This is a genomic window from Soehngenia saccharolytica DSM 12858 (genome assembly GCF_059568515.1).
Map to the genome: position 1 here is coordinate 12,446 of NZ_JCANTN010000020.1, position 23,653 is coordinate 36,098.

At 32.1% G+C, this 23,653-nt stretch carries 26 protein-coding genes; 23 read left to right on the forward strand and 3 right to left on the reverse strand.

What is annotated here, in order from left to right:
- The first annotated feature begins 1 nt into the window (after nt 1).
- From mnmL to BO51_RS06660, 6 genes are all read left to right on the forward strand, one after another.
- On the forward strand, nt 2–925 hold the full coding sequence (gene mnmL / locus BO51_RS06635; RefSeq protein ID WP_496485141.1) for a tRNA modification radical SAM protein MnmL/YtqA: 924 nt from the start codon (nt 2–4) through the stop codon (nt 923–925).
- An 18-nt stretch (nt 926–943) separates the two neighbouring features.
- A complete protein-coding gene (locus tag BO51_RS06640) occupies nt 944–1,513 on the forward strand; it encodes a DJ-1 family glyoxalase III (protein ID WP_496485143.1) in 570 nt (189 codons plus the stop codon).
- An 86-nt stretch (nt 1,514–1,599) separates the two neighbouring features.
- The gene (locus BO51_RS06645; protein WP_496485145.1) at nt 1,600–2,547 is read left to right on the forward strand and encodes an LCP family protein; all 948 of its coding nucleotides are present in this window, start codon (nt 1,600–1,602) and stop codon (nt 2,545–2,547) included.
- Between the two features lie 23 nt (nt 2,548–2,570).
- Nucleotides 2,571–3,581: a type 2 isopentenyl-diphosphate Delta-isomerase gene (fni, locus tag BO51_RS06650; RefSeq protein WP_496485147.1), complete on the forward strand. Its 1,011-nt coding sequence runs from the start codon at nt 2,571–2,573 to the stop codon at nt 3,579–3,581.
- A gap of 40 nt (nt 3,582–3,621) precedes the next feature.
- Entirely contained in the window at nt 3,622–3,873 is a 252-nt protein-coding gene (locus tag BO51_RS06655) for a glutaredoxin family protein (RefSeq protein WP_496485148.1), read from the forward strand.
- Nucleotides 3,857–4,603, forward strand: a complete 747-nt coding sequence (locus BO51_RS06660) for a biotin--[acetyl-CoA-carboxylase] ligase (RefSeq protein ID WP_496485150.1) — start codon at nt 3,857–3,859, stop codon at nt 4,601–4,603. The genes BO51_RS06655 and BO51_RS06660 overlap by 17 nt, the downstream gene beginning before the upstream one ends.
- A gap of 1 nt (nt 4,604) precedes the next feature.
- Here BO51_RS06660 and BO51_RS06665 read toward each other — a convergent pair whose 3' ends face one another.
- A complete protein-coding gene (locus BO51_RS06665; protein ID WP_496485151.1) occupies nt 4,605–5,138 on the reverse strand; it encodes a biotin transporter BioY in 534 nt (177 codons plus the stop codon).
- Nucleotides 5,139–5,194: 56 nt separating this feature from the next.
- On the reverse strand, nt 5,195–5,881 hold the full coding sequence (locus tag BO51_RS06670) for a beta/alpha barrel domain-containing protein (protein WP_496485153.1): 687 nt from the start codon (nt 5,879–5,881) through the stop codon (nt 5,195–5,197).
- Between the two features lie 94 nt (nt 5,882–5,975).
- On the opposite strand from BO51_RS06670, the gene BO51_RS06675 reads away from it, so the two are divergent.
- The 16 genes from BO51_RS06675 (at nt 5,976) to BO51_RS06750 (ending at nt 20,933) form a co-directional block, all read left to right on the forward strand.
- Complete coding sequence (locus BO51_RS06675) at nt 5,976–7,946, forward strand: helix-turn-helix domain-containing protein (RefSeq protein WP_496485155.1); 1,971 nt, start codon at nt 5,976–5,978, stop codon at nt 7,944–7,946.
- 142 nt (nt 7,947–8,088) lie between these two features.
- Nucleotides 8,089–9,477, forward strand: a complete 1,389-nt coding sequence (locus tag BO51_RS06680; protein ID WP_496485157.1) for an MATE family efflux transporter — start codon at nt 8,089–8,091, stop codon at nt 9,475–9,477.
- A gap of 55 nt (nt 9,478–9,532) precedes the next feature.
- Entirely contained in the window at nt 9,533–10,585 is a 1,053-nt protein-coding gene (gene corA / locus BO51_RS06685) for a magnesium/cobalt transporter CorA (protein ID WP_496485159.1), read from the forward strand.
- A gap of 91 nt (nt 10,586–10,676) precedes the next feature.
- Entirely contained in the window at nt 10,677–11,162 is a 486-nt protein-coding gene (locus tag BO51_RS06690; protein WP_496485161.1) for an ECF transporter S component, read from the forward strand.
- Between the two features lie 103 nt (nt 11,163–11,265).
- The gene (locus tag BO51_RS06695; RefSeq protein WP_496485162.1) at nt 11,266–12,453 is read left to right on the forward strand and encodes a carboxylate--amine ligase; all 1,188 of its coding nucleotides are present in this window, start codon (nt 11,266–11,268) and stop codon (nt 12,451–12,453) included.
- Between the two features lie 18 nt (nt 12,454–12,471).
- Complete coding sequence (cobT, locus tag BO51_RS06700) at nt 12,472–13,554, forward strand: nicotinate-nucleotide--dimethylbenzimidazole phosphoribosyltransferase (protein WP_496485164.1); 1,083 nt, start codon at nt 12,472–12,474, stop codon at nt 13,552–13,554.
- Between the two features lies 1 nt (nt 13,555).
- Complete coding sequence (gene cobU / locus BO51_RS06705; protein ID WP_496485165.1) at nt 13,556–14,092, forward strand: bifunctional adenosylcobinamide kinase/adenosylcobinamide-phosphate guanylyltransferase; 537 nt, start codon at nt 13,556–13,558, stop codon at nt 14,090–14,092.
- Nucleotides 14,089–14,826, forward strand: a complete 738-nt coding sequence (cobS, locus tag BO51_RS06710) for an adenosylcobinamide-GDP ribazoletransferase (RefSeq protein ID WP_496485166.1) — start codon at nt 14,089–14,091, stop codon at nt 14,824–14,826. The genes cobU and cobS overlap by 4 nt, the downstream gene beginning before the upstream one ends.
- Complete coding sequence (locus tag BO51_RS06715) at nt 14,817–15,386, forward strand: histidine phosphatase family protein (protein WP_496485167.1); 570 nt, start codon at nt 14,817–14,819, stop codon at nt 15,384–15,386. The genes cobS and BO51_RS06715 overlap by 10 nt, the downstream gene beginning before the upstream one ends.
- Before the next feature lie 8 nt (nt 15,387–15,394).
- Complete coding sequence (locus BO51_RS06720; RefSeq protein WP_496485168.1) at nt 15,395–16,048, forward strand: HAD family hydrolase; 654 nt, start codon at nt 15,395–15,397, stop codon at nt 16,046–16,048.
- 12 nt (nt 16,049–16,060) lie between these two features.
- Nucleotides 16,061–16,855, forward strand: coding sequence for an adenosylmethionine decarboxylase (speD, locus tag BO51_RS06725; protein WP_496485170.1), 795 nt, complete (start codon nt 16,061–16,063; stop codon nt 16,853–16,855).
- Between the two features lie 11 nt (nt 16,856–16,866).
- Nucleotides 16,867–17,733 carry a polyamine aminopropyltransferase gene (speE, locus tag BO51_RS06730; protein ID WP_496485171.1) on the forward strand — a complete coding sequence of 289 codons (867 nt, stop codon included), beginning with the start codon at nt 16,867–16,869 and terminating at the stop codon, nt 17,731–17,733.
- A gap of 62 nt (nt 17,734–17,795) precedes the next feature.
- Entirely contained in the window at nt 17,796–18,335 is a 540-nt protein-coding gene (locus BO51_RS06735; protein ID WP_496485173.1) for an NADPH-dependent FMN reductase, read from the forward strand.
- Nucleotides 18,336–18,346: 11 nt separating this feature from the next.
- Entirely contained in the window at nt 18,347–19,309 is a 963-nt protein-coding gene (locus BO51_RS06740; protein ID WP_496485175.1) for a D-alanine--D-alanine ligase family protein, read from the forward strand.
- 4 nt (nt 19,310–19,313) lie between these two features.
- Entirely contained in the window at nt 19,314–20,669 is a 1,356-nt protein-coding gene (locus BO51_RS06745) for a TRAP transporter large permease subunit (protein ID WP_496485176.1), read from the forward strand.
- Nucleotides 20,670–20,681: 12 nt separating this feature from the next.
- Complete coding sequence (locus tag BO51_RS06750) at nt 20,682–20,933, forward strand: hypothetical protein (RefSeq protein WP_496485177.1); 252 nt, start codon at nt 20,682–20,684, stop codon at nt 20,931–20,933.
- Nucleotides 20,934–20,947: 14 nt separating this feature from the next.
- Here BO51_RS06750 and BO51_RS06755 read toward each other — a convergent pair whose 3' ends face one another.
- Entirely contained in the window at nt 20,948–22,183 is a 1,236-nt protein-coding gene (locus BO51_RS06755; RefSeq protein WP_496485178.1) for an aminopeptidase, read from the reverse strand.
- 135 nt (nt 22,184–22,318) lie between these two features.
- Here BO51_RS06755 and BO51_RS06760 point away from each other — a divergent pair, with 135 nt between their 5' ends.
- Complete coding sequence (locus tag BO51_RS06760; protein ID WP_496485180.1) at nt 22,319–23,266, forward strand: helix-turn-helix transcriptional regulator; 948 nt, start codon at nt 22,319–22,321, stop codon at nt 23,264–23,266.
- Nucleotides 23,267–23,653: the final 387 nt, after the last annotated feature.

Genomic DNA, 23,653 nt, shown 5'->3' on the forward strand with positions numbered 1-23,653 from the left:
AATGTTAAGTGGGAAAAGATATAATACATTAAACGATGAGCTATTTAAAATATTTGGAGAAAAAGTTTCAAAAATTGCTATAGATGGTGGATTTACTTGTCCAAATAGAGATGGCAGACTAAGTTATAGTGGGTGCCTTTTTTGCAATGAAAAAGGCTCTGGAGATTTCACTAATTTCAATCTAGATATAGAAAAACAAATAGATAGCCAAATTGAAATTAACAAGAGAAAATGGAAGACAAATAAATTTATTGCATATTTTCAATCCTTTACTAACACTTACGCAGATATAGACACTTTAAAGCTCAAATATGAAAATGCAATGAGCAGAAAAGATATTGTAGGATTAGCTATAGCGACCAGACCGGATTGTTTCAATGAAGAAATCTATGATTATTTAGAAGAGTTAAATAATAGGACATTTCTTTGGATCGAGTTAGGATTGCAAACTGTAAGCGAAGATACAGCGAAGTTAATAAACCGAGGATACGATTTAAATACTTATGAGGAGACTATAATGGAATTAAAGAAAAGAAAGATAAGAGTAGTAACTCATTTGATATTTGGATTGCCATATGAAGACAAAGTAGATATGCTAAATTCAGTCAAATATTTAGCTAAAACCAATACTTGGGGAGTAAAATTTCATTCACTTTACATTCAAACTGATTCAAGATTATATGATTATTACCTTAAAGAGAGTTTTAAATTATTAACTAAAGAGGAATATGTAGATATTGTGTCTATAGCAATATCGTATCTACCAAGAGAAATGGTAATTCATAGACTCACAGGAGATGCGAATAAGAAGTTGCTCTTTAAACCAGAGTGGTCTTGTGATAAGCTAGGAGTTATCTCTTCAATAGATAAAAAATTAAAAGAACTCGATTTATATCAAGGGGTCAATTATAATAGTAATATGTGATAAAAAGGGGTTGATATGATGAATAAAGTTCTGATTATGCTTGCTGACGGTTTTGAGGAAGTTGAAGCATTGACTTGTGCTGATTACCTTCAAAGAGCTAGTATGGAAGCTGTATTAGTCTCCACAAGTAAAAATCAAATCGTAGAGGGATCTCATAAAATAAGAGTTGTAGCAAACAAATTACTAGAGGAGATCGTTTCTTCAGTTAATTACTCTGCCATAGTAATTCCTGGAGGGCAACCTGGAGCAACAAATTTAAAGAATAATAGAAGAGTACTAGAACTTATTAAAGAATTCTATGATGAAGAAAAGATAGTTGCCTCAATATGTGCCGGCCCAAGCGTACTTTATGAAGCGGGTATATTAGATGGGAAAAAAGTAACATGCTTTCCTGGATATGGAGAAAAATTAATTGGTGCAAAAGTTGTAAACGATATTGTCGTCAAAGATGGCAATATAATTACAGCGATGGGACCTGCAACTGCTGATTATTTTGCGATAAAAATAGTCGAAGCTTTAAGAGGCAGTGAAAAAGCTAGAGAGCTTAGAAAAAGCATATTATTAGATGTGGTTGAAAATCAAAGATGAGTTTAGCTCATCTTTTCTTTTTCTCAATATTGTAATTGCACTTATTATATAGTATTATAACTATATAATATTTTAAGAGGTGTAAGATGAAAAAACAATTTATAACTGTATTTATAGTGTCGTTGCTAGCATTTGCATCCATATACGCAGTGTTAGCCAATACTATTTTTGATGAAGAAAAAGTTGCGGCGGAAGATCCATTAAATCCTATAGATGAAGAGCCAATCGAGAATGATAAAAATGAATTAGTGTTTTTACTTCTTGGAGTAGACGCAAAAGACCTCGATCATGCAAAGGGAACCAGAACAGACACTATAATGCTTACTAGAGTAAATTTCGATACCGGGAAAATTTCTATCCTATCAATTCCAAGAGATACCAGAACGATGGTAAATGGGAAATTGGATAAAATAAATGCTGCTCATGCATACGGCGGAGTGGATATGACTCTTGAAGCAGTAAGTGATTTAATAGGATTTGATATTGATTACTATGTATTAGTTGATTATCAGATAGTAAAAGAAGTTGTAGATGCAATTGGTGGAGTCGATATAGAGGTTCCATTTGACATGAAGTATGATGATCCTACTGCGGATCCACCGCTTCATATAAATTTAGAAAAAGGATTTCAAAATCTAAACGGACAAGAAGCACATGATTTTTTAAGGTTTAGACACAACAACAATTACACAGTAGGATATCCGGATGGAGATGTAGGTAGGATAAAAGCCCAGCAGTACTTTATGAAGGAACTAGTAAAACAGACTTTAACACCTAAAAACATATTTAAAATTCCTACTCTTATAAAAACCTATTACAATAATGTTGAAACCAATATACCGTTTAATTTTGTATTAAAAGGCGCAACCATGGTAAACAAAATAGATACTAATCTCATGGAAACCGCTACAATTCCTGGAGAAGGAGAGTATATTGGCGATATAAGTTATTTCATCTATGATGGAGAACAAATGCAGGAATTGGTAAATAACATGTTTGGAGATTACATAGTGGAACCTATAACAGTTCCCTAAATAAATATCAAAGAGGTGTAAGAATGAGAAAAGCCAGGAAAAAAGAGCATGTTGAGAACTACCTAAGGACCTCTTTTAAAGGCGATACCTTATTAGGAGATGTGTATTTACCACACAATGCATTGCCAGAATTAAACTTCGATGATATCAACACATCGCTTGTATTTTTAAACAAGAAAATCAACTACCCTGTACTGATAAATGCTATGACAGGTGGCTCTGACTTTAGCGAAGGAATTAATAGAGATTTATCTACTATAGCAAGGGAATTTAATATTCCGATGGCAGTAGGCTCTGAAACTATTGTGTTAGAAGATAAAGAGGCAGAGAATTCTTTCAGAGTTGTCAGAGATATCATAGGAGATGAAGGAATAGTAATAGGAAACATTGGAGGCTTATCGTCATCTGAAGACGCCAAGCTCGCAGTAGATATTCTAAAAGCAGATGCGCTTCAAATACATTTGAATGTTGCTCAGGAATTGGTTATGGACGAAGGAGATAGAGATTTCAAGGGAGTCTTAAAAAACATTGAATCCATAGTTAAAAGTGTAGAAGTTCCTATTATTGTTAAAGAAGTGGGCTTTGGAATAAGTTATGACGTAGCAAAGAAACTCTATGATGTTGGAGTAAGACACATTGATGTATCTGGATTTGGCGGAACAAATTTCATTGAAATAGAGAATTTGAGAAATCCATCTATGGACTTCACAGAATTATATTCATGGGGAATACCAACAGCAGCAAGCATCATTCAGGTTAGAAAACTTCCAGACGATTTGCGTATTATCGCAAGTGGTGGAATAAGGACAAGCATGGATATTATTAAATCTATTGTACTTGGCGCTGATGTTGCAGGAATAAGTGGCGAAATACTCTCATATTTGGTCCATGGAGGAATATCAAACGCAATGGAATATATGGAGAATACCATTTATAAATTAAAAGTTATAATGATGCTGTTAGGAAAGAAAGATTTACAAGAATTGAGAGAAGTAGATTATAAAGTGACTGGAAAATTGAAAGAGATTATTTAAAGGATTCGTTAGAATCCTTTAATAATTTAAGGAGGAAATTGTGGACTTAAAATTGTATTATATGGATTATTGCCCATTTTGTAATAAAGTTATAAATTACATCAAAGAAAATAATTTAGAAATTGAAATGAGAAATATAAACATCAAAGAATACTACGATGAGTTATTATCGATAGGTGGATTGGATCAAGTTCCAATGCTTTTGGTTAATGGCAAACCTCTATATGAGTCTGATGATATAATTAAATTTTTGAAAGATAATATTGTAAATTCAGATGGAACGAGAGAATAGACTAATAGGGAAAAAACTAATTCACTTTGATGTAATTGATTCAACAAATGAATATGCTAAAAAAAACTTCATTAACTTAGAAAATGGTACGGTAATATTAAGTGACGAACAAACCAAGGGTAAAGGCAGAGCTGGAAGAGGATTCATATCAAATAAAGGCGGGCTGTATTTTAGCGTCATTTACCACTCTAAATTGGAGATCTCTAAATTGCCTCTATATACACAATTAGCGTCTATTGCTGTTTTTAAAGCATTGGAAGAATTAGATATAAAAGCACATATAAAGTGGCCGAACGATTTGTATATTAATAAATATAAAATTTGTGGAATATTGACAGAGCTAATTCAATTCAAAGATTTCAACGGGGTTATAATGGGCATCGGAATCAACATTAAAAATACTAGAGATGAATTCATGAAAGCAAATATCCTCGCTTCTTCAATAGAAGAGGAGACGAAAATTAAAATTGATAGTAAGTTGCTCTTAGAAAGAATTCTATATCATTTGGATGCTATTTTTTTAGATTTTGAGACGAATAGAGATTTTGAAAAATACAAAACTCTTTTGATAGAAAATTCCATGATAATCGGCAAAGAAATAGCCTTGGATATAGGAAATGAAAATGTGATAGCAAAAGCTTTGGACATCGATAAATATGGGAATCTAATTATCGATGTCAATGGAGAAAGAAGAGCTTTGAATTCAGGTGAAGTTCACATTAGGATGTAAACTACACCTTATCCTTTAATTTATTTCCCAAAACTGAAGCTATGAATAACTTTAATATATCGCCTGGTATAAACATTAAACAGCCTATTTTCAATATATACGTGAGACTAAGACCTTTCCCTAAATAAGAATTAAGGATAAAAGCCATATAAGGAAGACCTATCAAGTACATTGTTATGCTAGAAATTATGCTAGCTTTAATGAAACTTGCTAAGGTCTTTTTCTTTTGTGGAAAATATCCTGCTATAAATGATGCTGCAACAAAGCTCAACAGAAAACCAAAACTCGGTTTAAATACTGTTTGAATGCCACCTGTCATAGATGCAAAAATTGGCAGCCCAACTAATCCTAAAATCAGATAAACAACTTGCGATAGAGCTCCCAAATAAGGACCTAAGAGAAATCCGGATAGCAAGACAAACAAACTTTGCAAAGTTATGGGTACAGGACCTATAGGGATGCTAATAAAAGCTCCTATAGCCGTCAACGCTGAAAATAAAGCAGTTTTTGTGATATCGCTTGATTTTAGTTTCATAATTACCTCACAGTGAATTGTTTATAAATATAGCTTACTATGAGGTGATTTAAAAATCAAGATTCTTGTTCTTTTCGATATTTTTCCATTACTTGTGAAAATATATCTCCGTTAGTAGGAGGAGTATAAGTTATTGCATTTGCACCAGCCTCAATTGTTCTCATAATACTCTCGTCAGTTGGACCGCCAGTAGCTATTATTGGAAATTCATTGCCTATCTCAGATCTTATCATTTTAACAATTTCATGAGTATTAGCTCCACCTGACACATTTAATATTCTGACACCTGCATCGATCTTACTTTTGTAATCGTCTTTCATTGACACGACAGTTCCAATTATTGGGATGTCAACCACTTCATACATCCTTTTGATGACATCTGGTTTTGTCGGAGCATTTACTACAACACCATAAGCTCCCAATAGTTCAGCCTGCAATGCTATCTGAACAGATCTTTCACCTGTAGTCAGTCCCCCTCCAACACCTGCAAATACTGGAACGTTTGCGACCTCAAGTATAGAGTGAATGATGGATAGCTGAGGTGTAAAAGGATATACTGCTATTATTGAGTCTGCATTCGTATTTTTTATTATAGCTACATCTGTAGAGAATAATAAGGATTTTATCCTTGTTCCAAGGATTTTAATACCGCTAGCTCGATATATTACTTCTGGCACTTTTACTATTTTTTCTCTTAATTTAGTGTTTATCTCGGGAATAAATTTTTCTTTGTTTCTCTCCATTTTTGGACCTCCCATAATTTATATATGTTTATATTACCCAATTGGGTATAATAATACCAGTATAAACCATAATAATTTGATTGTAGGTGAAACAATGCGAAGAGAAAGAGCGGAATACTTTAAAGACTTACCTTTAAATATAGAGCTTCTAAAAGTAAAAGAATATCCATTACATTGGCAAAATAGTTTAGAAATACTGTTTATGCTAAAAGGCAGCATCATGCTAAACGTAGAAGCAGAGAGATATCCTTTGAAGGAAACTGAAATAGAGATTATTAATCCTGATGAAGTATATAGTATGGAAGCAATTGATGAGGACAATTTACTGTTAATTTTTCAGATAGACCCGTTGTTTTTTGAATCGTATTATGAAGACGCAAAAGATATATTTTATTACACAGATTCTACAAATGTAGGAGATCAAGATTCTGAAAAGTATTATAAGCTTAAGAAATTACTAGCTATCATATTATACGAAGTTATTTCAAAATTAGATGATTACGAAGATGTAGTGGAAGAAAAGCTTCTTGATGTCATGTATCATCTTCTGAATAACTTTCATTATCTTTTTTATGATGAAGAGAGCCTGAAAGATGATGAAATTCAATTGGAAAGATATCATAGAATAATGAAATACTTAAGCAACAATTACATGAATAAAGTTAGCTTGAAGGACATAGCAAAACAAGAGTTTTTAAGCTCACAGTACTTGTCATATAAGATAAAAGAAGTTTTTGGAAAGGGTTTTAATGACTACTTAAATCAGATAAGAGTCGAGGAATCGACAAAATTGTTATTGGATACTGATAAATCAATCAGTGAAATTGCAGAAGATGTAGGCTTTTCACATGTAAGGTACTATAACAAGCACTTTAAAAACCATTATAATATGACGCCCCTTCAATATAGAAAAAAATACAAGGTAAGCGACAAAGAATTGGAGAGATTAAAAAGAATAGAGAGCTTGGATTTATCAGAAGCAATTATTTATTTAGAGAGTTATTTATCGGATTATGAGAGATTTAATTACGACAATAGAATAATTAAATTGGATATTGATCTAAAAAAAGAGCCAATGGACACTTTTAAAAGACCTGAGATAATCGACATTGGAGATGTTTCGCTATTACTTGAAGAAGAAAACAGGAGAATACTAAAAGAAATTCAAACTGAAATAGGATTTAAATATCTGATAGTAAATAATTTATTCTCGGATGATATGGATATATATAAAGGCAAGGATAAAAGGTTTATAAACTGGACTAGAGTAGAGATAATACTTGATTTTCTAGAAGATATCAAGCTTAGCCCTATCATATCGACAAAAGGTGTTCAAAGACATATAGTGGAAGACTTTATTAAAACATTCTCTAATACCTACTCTAAATTAGAAGAATGGCTGGATATAACCACGGAAGACTTCGATATAGTCTATCCTTTGTCAGAAATATCCCCAAAGCATGACACTTTGCTAATGTCAAATTATATAATTTATAGTTACACCATGGAAAATAAAAGACTGGTAATGAATGTAATAGACGAAATTTCCAAAGATACTGTGCTTACAAACGAAACTTTCTTCGGAGGAAAAGGAATATTTACAGCCAATTACTTAAATAAGCCATCATTCTACGCATTTAAGTTTCTTTCGCTATTAGGGGATGAGGTTTTATACAAAGATGACGGATATATAATCACAAGGTCTGAAACTGGATATCAGATACTTTTGTATAATCCAGAAGTCATATCAGAAGAAGAGATATACGGAGACAGCGAATCAAAGAAATTAAAAGAGAAAAAAGTATCATTGAACTTTTTTAACACCGAACACAATTTTCAAATAACAAAATACGATTTAAACAAAAGCTATGGCTCGGTATATGACAAATGGGTATATTTAGGCAAACCTGAAAGGCTTACAAGCGAAAATTGGAGTTTGTTAGACAATTATGTGCATCCTTATGTGAGTTTTTATTTTTCAGAAAAAACAAGTGTATTCAATTTAGTGACTAAGATAAAACCAAATGGATGCGTATTGTTTACATTAAATTATGGACTAAATTAAGAAATTGAATGTACTATGTTAAGATTACTTAAAATTTAGACAATTTAGAACAACCTAATATAATCCAATAAAGAGGACAATCCAGTCAATTACTTAAAATCCCCAAAATGATAAAATATATATATCAAATGGGGGTTTTAGTATGAGCAGTAAAGAATTTGGAGAAGAAAAGATATCAAAGTTGTTGATAAAGTTTTCGATTCCAGTAATCATATCAATGCTCGTTAATGAATTATATAACATGGTTGATACATTCTTCGTCGGAAGAACTGTAGGAGGAGACGGGATAGCAGCAATAATTGCTGTTTTTCCATTTCAAAGAGTAATGGTAGCATTAAGTGTTATGATTGCAGTAGGTTCAATGACTTCTTTTTCAAGGCACAATGGAGAACGTGACTACAAAAAAGCAAAAGAAGTTCTGAATACTGGATTTTCCATGATATTTGCAGTAATGATACCTTTAGTATTATTAGTCTTGCTTTTTAAGCAAAACATCATAGGAATAATTGGAGCGGGAGATACAGTAGAAGCATTAGCTTCTACATATTTAGGAATAATTGTATTTGGAGTTGTATTTTTGGGGCTTACAGTCTACATCTCACACACGATGATAGCTCTGGGAAATACAAGAGTATCCATTGTAAGTACGAGTTTAGGAGCTTTAACAAATATAATATTAGACTTTATATTAGTTAACGGTTACAACCTTGGAATTACTGGTGCAGCCATAGCGACAGCATTATCGCAAATAGTGGGATTTATTTACGCATTTTATAAATTCCAAGAAATGAAAAAAGAATATGGCATATCTCTTAAATTCAACATAAATGCATCGTATATTTTGCCAATACTTTTAGTTGGAATTTCATCATTTGTCATTGAGGCAGAAGATGGGATACTCATGGGAAATTTAAGCAGTTTATTGACAAGTGCAATTGGAGATGAAGGGTTAGTTATATTAGGTATAGTTTCTAAAGTGTATATGTTCTTGTTCATTCCTATATTTGGAATTGCACAAGCGATGCAGCCAATAGCAGCTTATAATCTAGGCGCTAATAAGTTAAAGAGACTTAAAAATCTAATGACGAAGACGATTGTATTTTCACTAGTAGCATCAACAGCACTTTGGATATTGTCTTTGATATTTGCACCAAACATGATCAAGTTATTTATACAAGATGAAAAGATAATAAAAGATGCAGCTTTTGCATTTAGAATTATGATTTCAGCATTTCCATTACTTAGTGTATATTATGTATCTATATTTTATTTTCAAGCAATGGGAAAAGCTAAGACATCACTTGCGACAGCAGTATTGAGACAATTAGTAATTATGCTTCCTATATCAATACTATTAGCTAAGGGCTTGAATTTAGGGAGCCTGGGAGTATGGTTAGCATATCCTATATCAGATTTTCTAGCTAGTTTGGCAGCTTTTATGTTGATTAGAAATGAAGGAATTGAATTGAACTTACAGATAAGCACACAAATCCAAAAAGCAGAAGAAAAAGCTTTAATTACAAGAGAATAATATATGATATAATCAGGAGTAGATATAATCTACTCTTTTTTTATGGAGGAAAATGATGAGCTCGAAAAAGAATTATTATAAGAAAAAGCAACAACCACCTGGAACACTTATCTATACTGGAAATCAAACAGATGAAATTCAAAAATTGATTCTTACTACTTACAATAAAGATAAAATAATTCAAAAAGAAATAAATTCAATTGATGAATTTGTCAAGGAAGAAAATTTAGGCATAAAATGGCTTGATGTTATAGGGTTGGCTAATGTTCATTCAATTGAGGAAATAGGGCAAAGGCTTAGAATCCACAAATTGATACTAGAAGATATACTGAATACAAGACAACGAACAAAACTGGAAGAATACGACGACTCATTATTTTTAGTAATTAAGAAGTTGTATTTGTTAGAAGATATAGAAATAGATGCTAAACAAATCTCAATAATAATTAAAGAGGATATGGTAATAACATTCCAAGAATACGGCGAAGATGCATTCAAATCCATAAAAAAACGCCTTAAAGAAGGAGCTTATGTCAGAGCTTTAGGATCAGATGATTTGACATATGCTTTAGTCGACTATATAGTTGATGGATATTTCGACATTATGGAAACTTTAAGCGAAGAGATTGACAAAGCAGAAAATGAATTAATGGATGACCCTGGCAAGGAAATATTGAATAGAATTTATTCCTTGAAAAGACAAATAGTCTTTTTTAGAAATACCGTATGGCCAGTAAGAGATATCGCCAATACTCTTTCTAGAGGAGAAGTAAAACTAATAGATCAAAAAACATCTTATTATTTTAGAGATATCTACGACCATTCAATCCAAGTAATTGAATTAATTGAAACTTACAGAGATACCATATATGGTATGATGGACATATATCTATCAAGTATCAGCTCTAAAACTAATGAAGTAATGAAAATACTGACAATATTCTCCACTATTTTCATACCCCTGACATTTTTGGCCGGTGTTTATGGAATGAATTTTATCTACTTTCCAGAACTTAAATGGAGATATGGATATCTTGGATTCTGGATTGTAAGCATAATAATAACAGCTGCTATGATTAAATATTTAAAGAGCAAAAAATGGTTATAGATATTGATTTTTAGATTGAATAGTGTTATTGTATATATAGATACAGTACGGCTATATAACAAACCGTAACAATACACATTGGAGGTATTATATGAATAACACTAAAAAATTGGTTTCATATGGAGTATTGATGGCTTTAACAGTAGTCATGACAATGGTAATTCACATTCCATCTCCTGCTCAAACTGGTTACATAAACTTAGGAGATATGGTGATTTTTATCGCAGCATTTTTCTTTGGAAAGAAAGCAGGATTCCTCGTTGGGGGTGTTGGATCGGCACTTGCTGATTTGTTGTTGGGTTATAGTGTGTTTGCGCCAGTTACATTGATTGTAAAAGGAATTGAAGGATATGTAGCAGGAGTGATTTTTGAAACAGATTTAGGAAGGAAATATCCAATCATACCATCATCTATAGGTGGACTAATAATGGCTGGTGGATACTTTATTGCTGAGATATTTATGTTTGGATTTAATCCTTCATTAATAAATTTACCAGCAAACATTGTGCAAGGACTATTTGGAGCAATAGCTGCTAGTATATTGTATAAATTGTTGAAAGGTAAAATAAACATATAGCTCCTTTAAGGAGTTTATTTTTATGAGTTTTTTTATTATTAAAATGTTATAATATATTACATAACAATTAAACATAAGTAAAACACATGCGGGGTGTAAAGTGATGAAGAATAAGGCTGTAGTCTTAGGTACAAATTACTATGTAGGATTGAGTATAATAAGATGTTTGGGTAGAGAGGGAGTTCATGTAGTTGCGGTTGATTATAGCGAAGAAAGTCGTTATGGCGCAAAATCTAAATATTTAAGTGAAAAACATTTAGCACCACATTATAAAGAAAATCCTGAGGGATTGCTTGATTTTTTAATAGAATATTCAAAGAATCAAGAAGCTAAACCAGTTCTTTACCCTGGAGCCGATCCTTATGTCGAATTTATAGATAATTATTTTGATGAGCTCAGAGAGTATTATCTTTTTCCTATGGATAGAAAAGGATTTTGGACAGAAGTGATGAATAAATACACAATGAGTTTATTGGCTAAAAAGCATGGAGTCTTAGTGCCCGAAACAATTAATTCAAAAGATGAAAATTTAGTAGAAAGAGTAAGAGAAGAAATCAAGTATCCTTGCATCATAAAACCTATGGATTCGGCATCGTTCGTAAAAGCATATAGAAGGAAAGTATTCATTATTAATTCAGAAGAAGAACTCATTGAAAAAGTAAACATGATACATAAAGATGGACATGGAATAACAATTCAGAGAATAATCCCAGGTCCTGAAAAAAATTGCTATTGTTATGATGCCTATTTAAATCAGGATTCAAAGGTCACTCACTATACTGCAGCATATAAAATCAGGCAATGGCCGAATAATTTTGGTGCATCAACATATGCTAAACAAACTTGGATACCTGAATTGCATGAAATATGCAAGCCATTTTTAGAAGGGATCGGTTTTAAAGGATTTGCGGAATGTGAATTGAAAAGAGACGTAAATACTGGAAAAATTTATTTAATTGAAGTTAATGTAAGAACTATAAATTTCAATGAAATGTTGTATAAAGCGGGATTGAATTTTCCATACATTGCATATTTGGAGATGACTGACAAACTACCTGAGCCTAAGAGCATAGAATATGAAACGGGATATGTTTTCCATTACATGTATGAAGATATATTTGCAATTAGAAACTATCTAAAAACAGGACAGATGACCATAGGAGATATTATAAGAGATAATACTTTTAAGAAAGTACATTCTACATGGTCATGGTCTGATCCCTATCCAGGGATATATTTTGTCGGAACTGTCATAAATAAAATGTTTAAGAGAGCTATCGGCAGAGAATAACCATTTTTGGAGGGAATTATGGAAAAAATAAAAAGCAGCTTAAATTCAATTAATGCACTAGATTTGGAAGCTATGAATAAAACCAAACAACGTTGGGATTCTCTAGTAAAGCCGATAGGAAGCCTTGGTTTAATGGAAGAAATCACTATCAGATTATCTGGCATTTACAGGACTACAGATTTTAACATAGATAAAAGAGCTGTAGTAGTCATGGCTAGTGACAACGGCGTTATAGAAGAAAATGTGACTTCTTCTCCACAAGTATTCACTAGAATTTTAGCTGAAAAAATGGCTATTGGAATGACTGGGGTAAGTGTAATGTCTAAGGCCGCAAATGCTGATGTTATAGTAGTAGATATAGGGATAAATGGAGATGTAAAAGAAGAGAAAATCATAAATAGAAAGATTAGATATGGCACAAATAACTTCACTAAAGCTCCTGCTATGACCTATGATGAGACTATAAAAGCTATAGAAACTGGAATAGAAATTGCAGACGAATTATTTAATAGAGGATATAAAATATTGGGAGCTGGTGAAGTAGGGATTGGCAACACTACTACTTCTGCAGCGATAATCAAAGCTATCACTGATTTTAATATAGATGATATTGTTGGAAAAGGTGCAGGAATTACTGATGAACAGTTAATTTTAAAGAAAAATGCAATTTTAAAGGCTATTGAATTACACAAGCCAAACAAAGACGACGCAATAGATGTGATATCCAAAGTAGGTGGACTAGACATAGCTGGGCTTGTAGGAGTTTATCTATCTGGAGCTAAAAACAGTAAGCCCGTAGTTATGGATGGCTTTATATCACAAGCTGCTGCGTTATGTGCTATAAAACTTGACAAAAGGGTAAAAGACTATATAATACCATCTCATTTGTCAAAAGAGCCAGGCGCTAAATTTGTATTCAATGAAATTGGCCTCAAACCAATGCTTGATTTATCTATGAGACTTGGCGAAGGGACAGGTTGCCCATTAGCTTTTCAAATAATAGACACATCAATATACACTTTAAATAACATGGCTACATTCGAAGAAGCAGAAATAGAAAAAGAACTTCTAGTAGATATAAGCAAAGACGAGGAGATATAGAATGATTACATTGGTGACTGGTGGAGCTCGCAGTGGGAAGAGCAATTTTGCACAAAATAGATTATTAGAGAAAGACGATGTAGTTTATATTGCGACTGCAAAAGTAGAAGATAGCGAAATGGCTGATAGAGTAAAACATCATAAAAATTCAAGGCCGAGTTCATGGAGAACTTTTGAAGCCTACTATGATCTACAAAATGCTCTAGGAGAGGAAAACAATTATATTTTAGATTGTGTTACAAACTTATCATCTAATATAATGTTTGATCTATCAAAAGGTATTGATTGTATTGACGATAATTTGCAAAATAAGATTGAAGAAGAAATTTTAAAACAATTGGATAATCTCATTTCAAATATTAGAAAAGAAAACAAAAATTTAATTTTAGTGACAAATGAACTAGGAGATTCAATTGTACCACATCATCATATTTCAAGAGTATTCAGAGATATACAAGGCAGAGTAAATCAGAGCTTAGCGAGTATTTCTGATGAAGTGTATATAGTAATTTGTGGAATAGAAGTGAAACTAAAATGATAAATGGGTTGATACTGGCATTTGAATTTTTTTCGAGACTCCCTGTTAAGAAGAATGTAGACTTTACGAAAGAAAACATTTCATATAGTGTTTTTTTTATGCCGCTTGTCGGATTGACTTTGGGGCTTATATCTGCAATTTTTTTTAATCTAATAGTTCAATATGATAGATTGATAGCAAGTTTTTTAACTGTAGCAATCATGATGATTTTAACAGGGGGACTTCACATAGATGGGCTTTCTGATACATTTGATGGATTTCTTTCTAACAGAAATAAAGAAAAGACCATAGAAATAATGAAAGACAGTAGAATCGGGACTTTTGGGACGATTGCTATAATTTTTGTTGTATTGGGTAAGATATTATTGATATATAGAATAACAAAAAATATAAACGCTGCAATAATTTTTTCCATGGGCAATTCAAGACTTGCAACTAGCATGAATATTGCACATAAAAAATGTGCAAAAAACGAGGGATTGGGATTTTTATTTTACAATAGTAAACCCTCAAACAAAGTAATAGTAAGCACGGCAGTGTATGTTTTATTTATTTTAATTGAAAACATATATAATATAATACCTCTTTTAGCCACTGTACTGCTTAATTTAACATTTGCAAAATGGGCTGATAGAAAAATAGGTGGAATCACTGGGGATATAAACGGCGCAACAATAGAATTAGGAGAGATGATCTCTCTTTTGGCATATTGGGGGATATCGCAATGGATATAATTTTAATTAGACATGGGGAATCAGAAGATAATATTAAGAGAGTCTTAAGTAATGACGATGCACTACTTACCCAAAATGGGAAAAAGCAAATAGAGATGATTAAGCCATTAGTAGCAGAGCTTGATTTTAAAGATGTCTACATCAGTCCATTGAAAAGGACGATTCAGACTAGCGAAATTTTAGGAATAAATGGATCATTGGAAAGCAGAGTAAGAGAAATAGATTTTGGCATATTCAAAGGATTAGGATATGAAGAATTTATGAGAGTTTACCCTGAAGAAGGTAAAAAATGGATAAGCGACATTAAAAATTACCAGATTCCAAATGGGGAAAGTTTAAAAATGACATATCAAAGAGTTGTTGATTTTTTAGAGAATATAATTAAAAATGGTGAAAACTCATTGGTAATTACTCATGAAGGGATAATAAAATTAGCATTTTCATGGGTGTTTGACAGTGATGAGTATTTTAATAAATTTATGGCAGCAAATGGAAGCATAAACATCATATCAATTGATAAAGATTATAAATTTATTAAAAAACTTAATGCGAGAGGATAGGTATTGCTATGTACAAAATAAATGGTATAATATTTGATTTAGATGGAACAATTTTAGACACGATATACGATATAGCTGACAGCATGAATATTGTTTTAGAAAAATTCGGATATCCCATTCATGAATATGAGGAATACAAAGGATTTTTAGGGAATGGCTTTAAAAATCTCGTAAGGAACAGTTTACCAAAAGAAGCAGATGAAAGCACTGTGGATAAAGCATTAGAACTTTTCACAAGAGAATACGATAAAAATTATATGAATAAGACTAAGCCATTTGAGGGTATTTTAAATGTATTAAAAGTTTTACAAGACAATGACATAAAGATGGCTGTAAATTCAAATAAAAAGGATATCTTTACAAAAAACTTAGTTGACAAATTTTTTTCAGATATCAATTTTATTGGTGTTTATGGAGACAGAGAAGGGATAAAAAGAAAACCTGATCCCAAAACCAGTTTAGAGATAGCACAGGCAATGGGATTATCACCTAAAGAGATAATTTACATTGGAGATAGTGAAGTGGACATAATGACTGCAAAAAATGCAAACATGAAAAGCGGAATTGTCACATGGGGGTATAGAGATTTAGAAGAATTAGGAAAATACGATGTAGACTATATTTTCTATAAGCCAAAAGACATACTAAAAATAATAGAATGAAAGGGTTGAAAAATGGGAAAAATAAGGTTATACGGGTTTAACAATTTGACAAAGAGCTTGAGCTTTAATATCTATGATGTTTGTTACGCAGTTTCAGAAGAAGATAAGAAAAAATACATTGAATATATTGACGAACAATACAATTCAACAAGATTGACAAATATATTAATTGAAATTACTAATATAATAGGTGCTAATATATTAAGTATTTCAAAGCAAGATTATCAACCCCAAGGAGCGAGCGTCAACTTTCTTATTACTGAAGAAAAATTAGATGACACTCTAATTGATCCTTCATGCAATAAAGGAGAAATTTGTTTAGATTATACAAATGTAATTGCTCATATGGATAAAAGTCACATTAGTGTTCATACTTATCCTGAGTATCATCCTGATAAAGGGATAATGACTTTTAGAGTGGACCTAGATGTTTCTACTTGCGGGAAGATATCTCCACTAAAAGCTTTGAATTATTTATTTGATAAGTTTGATTCAGATATTGTCATTTGCGATTATAAAATAAGAGGTTTTACAAGGGATATTGATGGGCGAAAACTTTTTAAAGATCATGATATCAACTCCATACAAGATTTTATATCCCAAGAGAACAAGGACAAATACAATATGATTGACATAAACATATATGAAGAAAATATATTTCATACTAAGATGTTAATCAAAGACTTAGTGCTGGATAATTATCTATTTGAAAAGAGTGAAAAAGATTTAACAGAAGACGAAAAAGAAGACATACTTTACAAACTAAATATGGAAATGCATGAAATATATTATGGGAAAAACTATTAGGAGGTAGAAAAATGGAACTGTGGTTTACAGAGAAATACTCTCAAAGCTGTGGCTTGACGATAAAAGTAAAGAATGAAATATACAGTGAGAAAACTAAATATCAAGACATAGCATTTTTTGATTCATATGATTTTGGAAGATTTTTTACATTAGATGGATACATGATGGTAAATGAAAAAGATGAATTTATATACCATGAAATGATAACCCATGTTCCTTTGGCAGTAAATCCACAAATAAAAAAAGTATTGGTCATAGGTGGCGGAGATGGAGGAACTATAAGAGAGTTAACTAGATACCAACATATTGAGTTGATACATCATGTTGAAATAGATGAAAGAGTTGTTGAACTATGTAAAAATTACCTTCCTCAAACAGCTTGCAAATTAGACGACGAGAGGGTTGAAGCTTTTTATACAGATGGAGTTGAATTCGTCAAGGACAAGGAAAATTTTTATGATTTGATTTTAGTGGATTCTACTGACCCAATAGGACCTGGAGAAGGGCTTTTTACTAAAGAATTTTATAGAAATTGTCATAAAGCGTTGAATGAGAATGGTATATTGGTTAATCAACATGAAAGTCCATATTTCCCAAATACTGCAAAAGAAATGAAAAAAGCTCATGCAAAGTTAAAGGGAATATTTGAAATATGTAAAGTGTACCAATTTCATATGCCTACATATGCTAGTGGACACTGGCTCTTTGGATTTGCAAGTAAAACATTAGACCCTATAAAAGACCATAAAATAGATGAATGGGAAAAATTTGGTATTAAAACGAAATATTATAATTCTTTACTCCATAAAGGAGCTTTTGCTCTTCCAAATTATGTCATAGACTTGTTGGAAGAAGCAAGTGAGGAGGATATGAAATAGCACCAATTAATTGGTGCTATTTCATTTTTTTGGGTAAATGTATGAAAAAAGGAGGACTTACCATGGATATTGTAGCTATTGTTGGAAGTTTGAGAAAAGAATCATATAATTTAAAAATTGCAAAATTTATGAAAGAAAGATACAAAGATAAATTAAACATCGAAATTTTAACACCTGATTTGCCAATTTTCAATGAAGACATTGAAAACAATCCACCGATTGAGGTTGTTAATTTCAAAGACAAAATAAAAAAAGCTGAAGGAGTTTTAATTGTAAGTCCTGAATACAACCATTCTATACCAGGAGGATTAAAAAATGCGCTTGACTGGTGTTCAAGAGTAGATAGAGTATTATCTAAAAAACCAGTATTTATAGTCGGAGCGTCAAATGGAAATGTGGGTACTGCGAGGAGCCAAATGGATTTAAGAACTGTTTTGAATTCACCAGGATTAAACTCATATGTACTACCAGCCAATTTAGTTCTCATACCAAATGTACAAAATTTATTCAATGAAAGTGGAGAGCTTATTGACGAAAGAACTATTAAATATTTAGATAAAGTAGTTGACAATTTTGTCGATTGGAGTATGAAAATGAGTTAGGGGGACTTTAAATGAGAGTTGGCTTAGTATACACAGATACGAATAAAAGAAATAGTCTGTTTGATCCTCACGGCAACATTCAAATAAACAAAACCGTAGAGGCCATAAAATCAGCACTAGAAAATAAAGGTCACGAAGTTGTGATGATACCTGCTGATATTGACATGCTGACAAAGATAAAAGAAAAAAATATAGATGTTATTTTTAATGCATGTACTGGTATTAAAAACAAGAAAGAACAAGCCAATGTAGTTGCCATGCTTGAATTACTTGACATACCTTTTGTTGGAAGTGGCTTGTCAAGCCATATATTTGGACTTCACAAAGAAATTAGCAAAGTGCTATTTCGCAAAATGGGGATTCCTACTCCAAATTCGCAATTGTTCTATAATGCTGATATGAAATTAGACGGAAATTTGAGATTTCCACTCATAGTAAAACCTGAGCATGAGGGTTCAAGCCTTGGCATCGACGAGAAAAGCGTTGTATATAATGAAAAAACTTTGTATGAAAAGGTAAGAGAAGTAATAAATACTTTTAATCAACCAGCTTTAGTAGAGGAATATGTGGGTGGCAGAGAATTCACTATTGGGATTATCGGAGATAAGGAATTAAAAGTATTTGAAATCCTAGAAGTAATTTATTCCAAAATGGAAACTAATTTCATGACGGTAAGCATAAAAGCTAAGGATGCAGCAGGGTTTGAATGTCCAGCCAATATTGACGAAGAGCTAGAATTAAAATTAAAAGATTATGCCAAAAAAGCGTTTAGAGCATTAGAGCTTAGGGATTATGCTAGAGCAGATGTGAGATTAGATAGGTATAATAACCCGTACTTCATTGAGATAAACACACTGCCTGGACTTGAACCTGGATATAGCGATTTTCCCAAAATGGCTGAAAAATCGGGGATCAAATATGATGATCTGATAGAAAAATTAGTTCTTTTAGCATATAACAGGGATAAGAGGTGATTTTATGCCTGTTGAAATATTATATATAATCATATTGCTAGCAGTGATAAGCGTAGTGTTTGTGGGGTTTAAAAGGCCTATATATGAAGCTATGTTTATTGGGCTGGTTTTACTTTCAGCCATTACAGGAAACATTAACAATTTAGGTAAATATTTGATAGAACCATCTACTAATACGTTGTTTTTTGCAATTGTTGAATTTCTAGCACTGGCGTATATTTTTAGTGAAACTAAAGTGATAGAGGATATAGTGGATTTTATACTTTCTATAGTTGGAAGGTTTAAAGGTGGGGCAGGATATGCAAGTTTAATATCTAGCACATTTATGGCATCTTTGTCGGGGACTGGACCTGGAAATGTAGTAGCAGATGGTGTGTTTACTATCCCTGCCATGATAAAATCTAATTTTCCAAGAGAGTTAGCGGCAACTGTAGAGATGTCAGCTAGTTCGCTGGGTCCTATTCTTCCGCCATCTGGAACAATTCTTTTAGCGTTTGGCGCATTGGATGCACTTTTTCCAGGTAAATTTAGTCTTTCAAACTTTTGGATTGCAGTTTGGGGAGTTGGGATTTGGTTTGTTATACAAAGATTAGTATTATTATATATTTTATGCAGAAAGTATAAAGTAGATGCACTAGACAAAAAAGACATTCCGAGCATAAAAGAATCCTTTAAAAAGGGATGGAAAGCATTGATAATACCAATTTTAATATTTGCACCATTTCTAGTTGATTTCACGCTGGGTGAAACTTTTATCACATCAAGATTAGGCGAAGACGGAGCAAAAGCTTTCTCAAATTCAGTTATTCTCTTTGCACCTGGAATAGCAGCTATATATACATTCATCATAGCAAAATATGACAAATCAAAAGAAGATATAAAATTAACATCTCTTTTTAGAAACTCAATACCTCATATAGTACCAGTCGCCGCAACAATATATTTTGCATATTCGCTTTCAGCACTATTTACAGAGATAAATTTAGCAGAAAATCTAGGGGTCTTTATAAACGAATTTAACATGGGGAAGATAGGACTAGGAATTTTCTTTCCAATATTTACTATGATTCTTGGCATGTTTCTTCCGGGTTCATCGCAAGTAGCCATATTTGGGAGTATAATAATCGCTAGTTTAGCTAATGTTGGATTAAATCCACTTTTAGTTGCGGCTATTTTACCTGCAATAACTGGTGGAATGGAAGGCATGACTCCTCCATTAGCGTTGGCTTTATATCCGGCAGTAGGGATTGCAGAAGCTGATATGAAAGGTTCTATGAAATTAGCTTTATATTGGGTATTTGCACACTTGATAGTATCTATTCTGATACTTTTAAATATTCTCCCTGTGCCATTTTTGTAGGAGGTGCAGTAATTGAAAAATATGATTGGTGTAATTTTAGATAAAACTTTTAGCATATTAATACTCTTATCCATAATCAGCACTGGGATGATTTTCATTTTGTTTTTAATTAGCATTATCATAGGAAATGACTTAGGCAATGCCATTGCTATCTGGATAAAAAATGAATTTATTAATCACATCATAAGGCTAACTACTTTTGCTGTATTGTGTGGTTTAATAAAGATGTATATTTTAAAAGAACATGAGCTCACAATAAAATAGGCTGCAAAAGCAGCCTATATGTTCCATTCTCCATCTTTAAAAATTAGATATTCATTTCCATCCTCAGTTTTTCCAACTATTGATAAATCACTAGTGCCAACCATAAAGTCGACGTGTATTAAAGAATCGTTAACGCCATTTTCATCCAATTCTTTTTCGCTCATGTTAACTCCATTTTCGATATTTGTTGGATAAGCTTTTCCAAGCGCAAAATGGCAACTTGCATTTTCATCAAACAAAGTGTTTTTGAATAATATGCCAGCTCTTTCAATTGGGGAAGAATATGGAACCAAAGCCACTTCTCCAAGTCTTCTAGCACCTTCATCCATATTGAGCATTTCTTCTAGGATAGATTTTCCTTCTCTAGCATCAAAATCGACCACTTTACCATTTTCAAAAACCAATTTGAAATCTTCAATCAAATTTCCTGAATAATTAAGTGGCTTTGAACTGTAGACAACACCGTCCACACCGTATTTATGAGGCATAGTGAACACTTCTTCGGTAGGCATATTGGCAACGAAGTAAACACCTTTGCTGTTTTTCCCACCACCACCAGCCCAAATATGATTTTTTGGTAATTTAACCGTGAGATCCGTCCCGTTAGATGCAGTATAATGAAGAGTTACAAATTTCTTTTCGTTTAGATACTTCATTCTTCTTTCAAGAGACTCTAAATGTTCTTTCCAAGCTGCAACGGGATCATCTAAATCAACTCTTGTAGCTTTAAAAATAGCATCCCAAAGTTTATTTATTGCTTCCTTTTCGCTCATATCAGGAAATAAACTTTTGGTCCAATTAAGAGTAGGAATGGAAATAACACACCAAGAATTTATGTCGTTCATAGTATATTTTCTAAACTCTTTTAGTCCAATGCTAGAGGACTTATTAGCTGCAGCAATTTTTTCTGTATTAATTCCTTTTAATAAATTTGGATCTTCTGCATGGATGCTTATAAAACCAGCACCTTTTTTCGCATAGTACTCCATCATGTCTGCTCTCCACTTTGGAAATTCTTCAAAAACTTCCATTGGAGAATTTTCATATTTTAACCTAGTGAGCACATCATCATTCCAATTTACAAAAACTTCAGATGCTTTTTTTGCATAGGCAAATTTTGCGAGCTCTCTTACAAATTCGACGCCTTCTACAGGAGCTGTGATGACAAGAGGCTCATTTGGCTGTACATTTATCCCAACTTCAACAACCAATTTTGCATAATCAGAAACCATTTCTTCAAAACTCTTCATTAAATCACCTCATATTTTGTATTATGTTCATATTTTAGACTATTAATTGTTAGATGTAAATCAAATTATTTTGATTTGTGAATAAAACTCACAAAAATGGGAAAATATATTAAAAACGGTAATTGAGGTGGTTTAATGTCTAGGGTATCTAATGCGATTAACATGGTAAAACTTTTAAACAAAAATGGCCCGATGAAAGTAAAAGATTTAGCCAGAGAATTAGAAGTTAGCGAAAGAATGATAAAAACCTACAAAGAAGACTTAGAAAAAAGCGGGTTTTACATATGTTCAAAAAGCGGCCCTGATGGAGGATATTATTTAGATATGCCACTAGAGTTTTCTTTTATTGGAATAACTAAAGAAGAAATTGACACTTTAAAAATGGTAAATGAGCTCATAAAAAGTAAAGACTATCCCCATGCTCCAGTATTTGAAAGATTTACGTACAAAATATTAAACTATACTTCAGGATTAGAAGAAATCAAATTTTTCTCAAAAAATGTTGTAAGGCCAAATTTAGTAAAAGAAAAAGAACTTAAAGCTTGGGAAATAATAAACAACGCCATTACTAAAAAGAAAAAATTAAAGATCAAGTACAAACCTTTAGAAAAGAAAGCTGATTCTGAAAAAACAAGGATAGTGCATCCTTATGGCGTGTTTGAACATGATTTGGCTGTATATTTTTTTGGCTATTGTGAGCTTAGAAAGGATTTAAGATATTTCAAACTTTCTAGGATTCAACAAATATCTATTTTAGATGAAAGGTTTAAAGTAGATAAAAAAATAAATATCAATGAAAAATTAAATTCTTCATTTGGAATAATAAATGATGAATTAATAAAATTTAAAGTTGAAATTAGTTATCCATTTAGTCAATTAGTAAAAGAAAGGGGGTTTTCAAAAGATTATTCAATCACCGACATAGATGAAGATAAAATAATTTATGAAGCTGAAATGACAGGATATAAAGAAATTAAATCTTGGATTTTAAGTATGGGAAAATACGCACGTGTAATAGAACCAATTGAACTTAGAGAAGAAATAAAAAAAGATATAGAATATTTAAACAAAATATACAATTAAGACTATATATTGCCTCAATTTATGGTAAAATATTTACAAGATTATAAAAATGTAACGGATAAAAGATAGTGTAAAGTAGCCTATGAAAAAACAGGATAAAAAAAATAGGCTCATAAGAACCTAGAAAATCGCAAAATTATACTTTTATGGTAGTTGTCGCCACCCTTGACTGCATTACAAAACAATGCTGTTAAGTTAACACCGACGGCGAAAAAACTCAAGAACAGAAAAGTTTCACCGTCTCGTTCGCAGCATTGTAGCATTGTTTTTACACGCCATCAAGGGCAAGCCCTAGCGGGTGGCTAGTTTACCTCAGGCTCTAAAATCTAAGAACAGATAAAAATTAAGATGCAGGATTTTCTTGCATATTAAGAATAACCTGCTGTC

Bases quoted from the DNA above. Each gene is read 5' to 3' on its own strand.
- speE (WP_496485171.1), top strand. From the start codon at position 16,867: ATGGAACTGTGGTTTACAGAGAAATACTCTCAAAGCTGTGGCTTGACG.
- BO51_RS06760 (WP_496485180.1), top strand. From the start codon at position 22,319: ATGTCTAGGGTATCTAATGCGATTAACATGGTAAAACTTTTAAACAAA.
- speD (WP_496485170.1), top strand. From the start codon at position 16,061: ATGGGAAAAATAAGGTTATACGGGTTTAACAATTTGACAAAGAGCTTG.
- mnmL (WP_496485141.1), top strand. From the start codon at position 2: ATGTTAAGTGGGAAAAGATATAATACATTAAACGATGAGCTATTTAAA.
- BO51_RS06665 (WP_496485151.1), bottom strand. From the start codon at position 5,138: ATGAAACTAAAATCAAGCGATATCACAAAAACTGCTTTATTTTCAGCG.
- cobS (WP_496485166.1), top strand. From the start codon at position 14,089: ATGATAAATGGGTTGATACTGGCATTTGAATTTTTTTCGAGACTCCCT.
- BO51_RS06640 (WP_496485143.1), top strand. From the start codon at position 944: ATGAATAAAGTTCTGATTATGCTTGCTGACGGTTTTGAGGAAGTTGAA.
- BO51_RS06680 (WP_496485157.1), top strand. From the start codon at position 8,089: ATGAGCAGTAAAGAATTTGGAGAAGAAAAGATATCAAAGTTGTTGATA.
- BO51_RS06755 (WP_496485178.1), bottom strand. From the start codon at position 22,183: ATGAAGAGTTTTGAAGAAATGGTTTCTGATTATGCAAAATTGGTTGTT.
- BO51_RS06645 (WP_496485145.1), top strand. From the start codon at position 1,600: ATGAAAAAACAATTTATAACTGTATTTATAGTGTCGTTGCTAGCATTT.
- BO51_RS06660 (WP_496485150.1), top strand. From the start codon at position 3,857: ATGGAACGAGAGAATAGACTAATAGGGAAAAAACTAATTCACTTTGAT.
- BO51_RS06720 (WP_496485168.1), top strand. From the start codon at position 15,395: ATGTACAAAATAAATGGTATAATATTTGATTTAGATGGAACAATTTTA.
- BO51_RS06695 (WP_496485162.1), top strand. From the start codon at position 11,266: ATGAAGAATAAGGCTGTAGTCTTAGGTACAAATTACTATGTAGGATTG.
- cobU (WP_496485165.1), top strand. From the start codon at position 13,556: ATGATTACATTGGTGACTGGTGGAGCTCGCAGTGGGAAGAGCAATTTT.
- cobT (WP_496485164.1), top strand. From the start codon at position 12,472: ATGGAAAAAATAAAAAGCAGCTTAAATTCAATTAATGCACTAGATTTG.
- BO51_RS06715 (WP_496485167.1), top strand. From the start codon at position 14,817: ATGGATATAATTTTAATTAGACATGGGGAATCAGAAGATAATATTAAG.
- BO51_RS06670 (WP_496485153.1), bottom strand. From the start codon at position 5,881: ATGGAGAGAAACAAAGAAAAATTTATTCCCGAGATAAACACTAAATTA.
- BO51_RS06735 (WP_496485173.1), top strand. From the start codon at position 17,796: ATGGATATTGTAGCTATTGTTGGAAGTTTGAGAAAAGAATCATATAAT.
- BO51_RS06740 (WP_496485175.1), top strand. From the start codon at position 18,347: ATGAGAGTTGGCTTAGTATACACAGATACGAATAAAAGAAATAGTCTG.
- fni (WP_496485147.1), top strand. From the start codon at position 2,571: ATGAGAAAAGCCAGGAAAAAAGAGCATGTTGAGAACTACCTAAGGACC.
- BO51_RS06690 (WP_496485161.1), top strand. From the start codon at position 10,677: ATGAATAACACTAAAAAATTGGTTTCATATGGAGTATTGATGGCTTTA.
- BO51_RS06745 (WP_496485176.1), top strand. From the start codon at position 19,314: ATGCCTGTTGAAATATTATATATAATCATATTGCTAGCAGTGATAAGC.
- BO51_RS06675 (WP_496485155.1), top strand. From the start codon at position 5,976: ATGCGAAGAGAAAGAGCGGAATACTTTAAAGACTTACCTTTAAATATA.
- corA (WP_496485159.1), top strand. From the start codon at position 9,533: ATGAGCTCGAAAAAGAATTATTATAAGAAAAAGCAACAACCACCTGGA.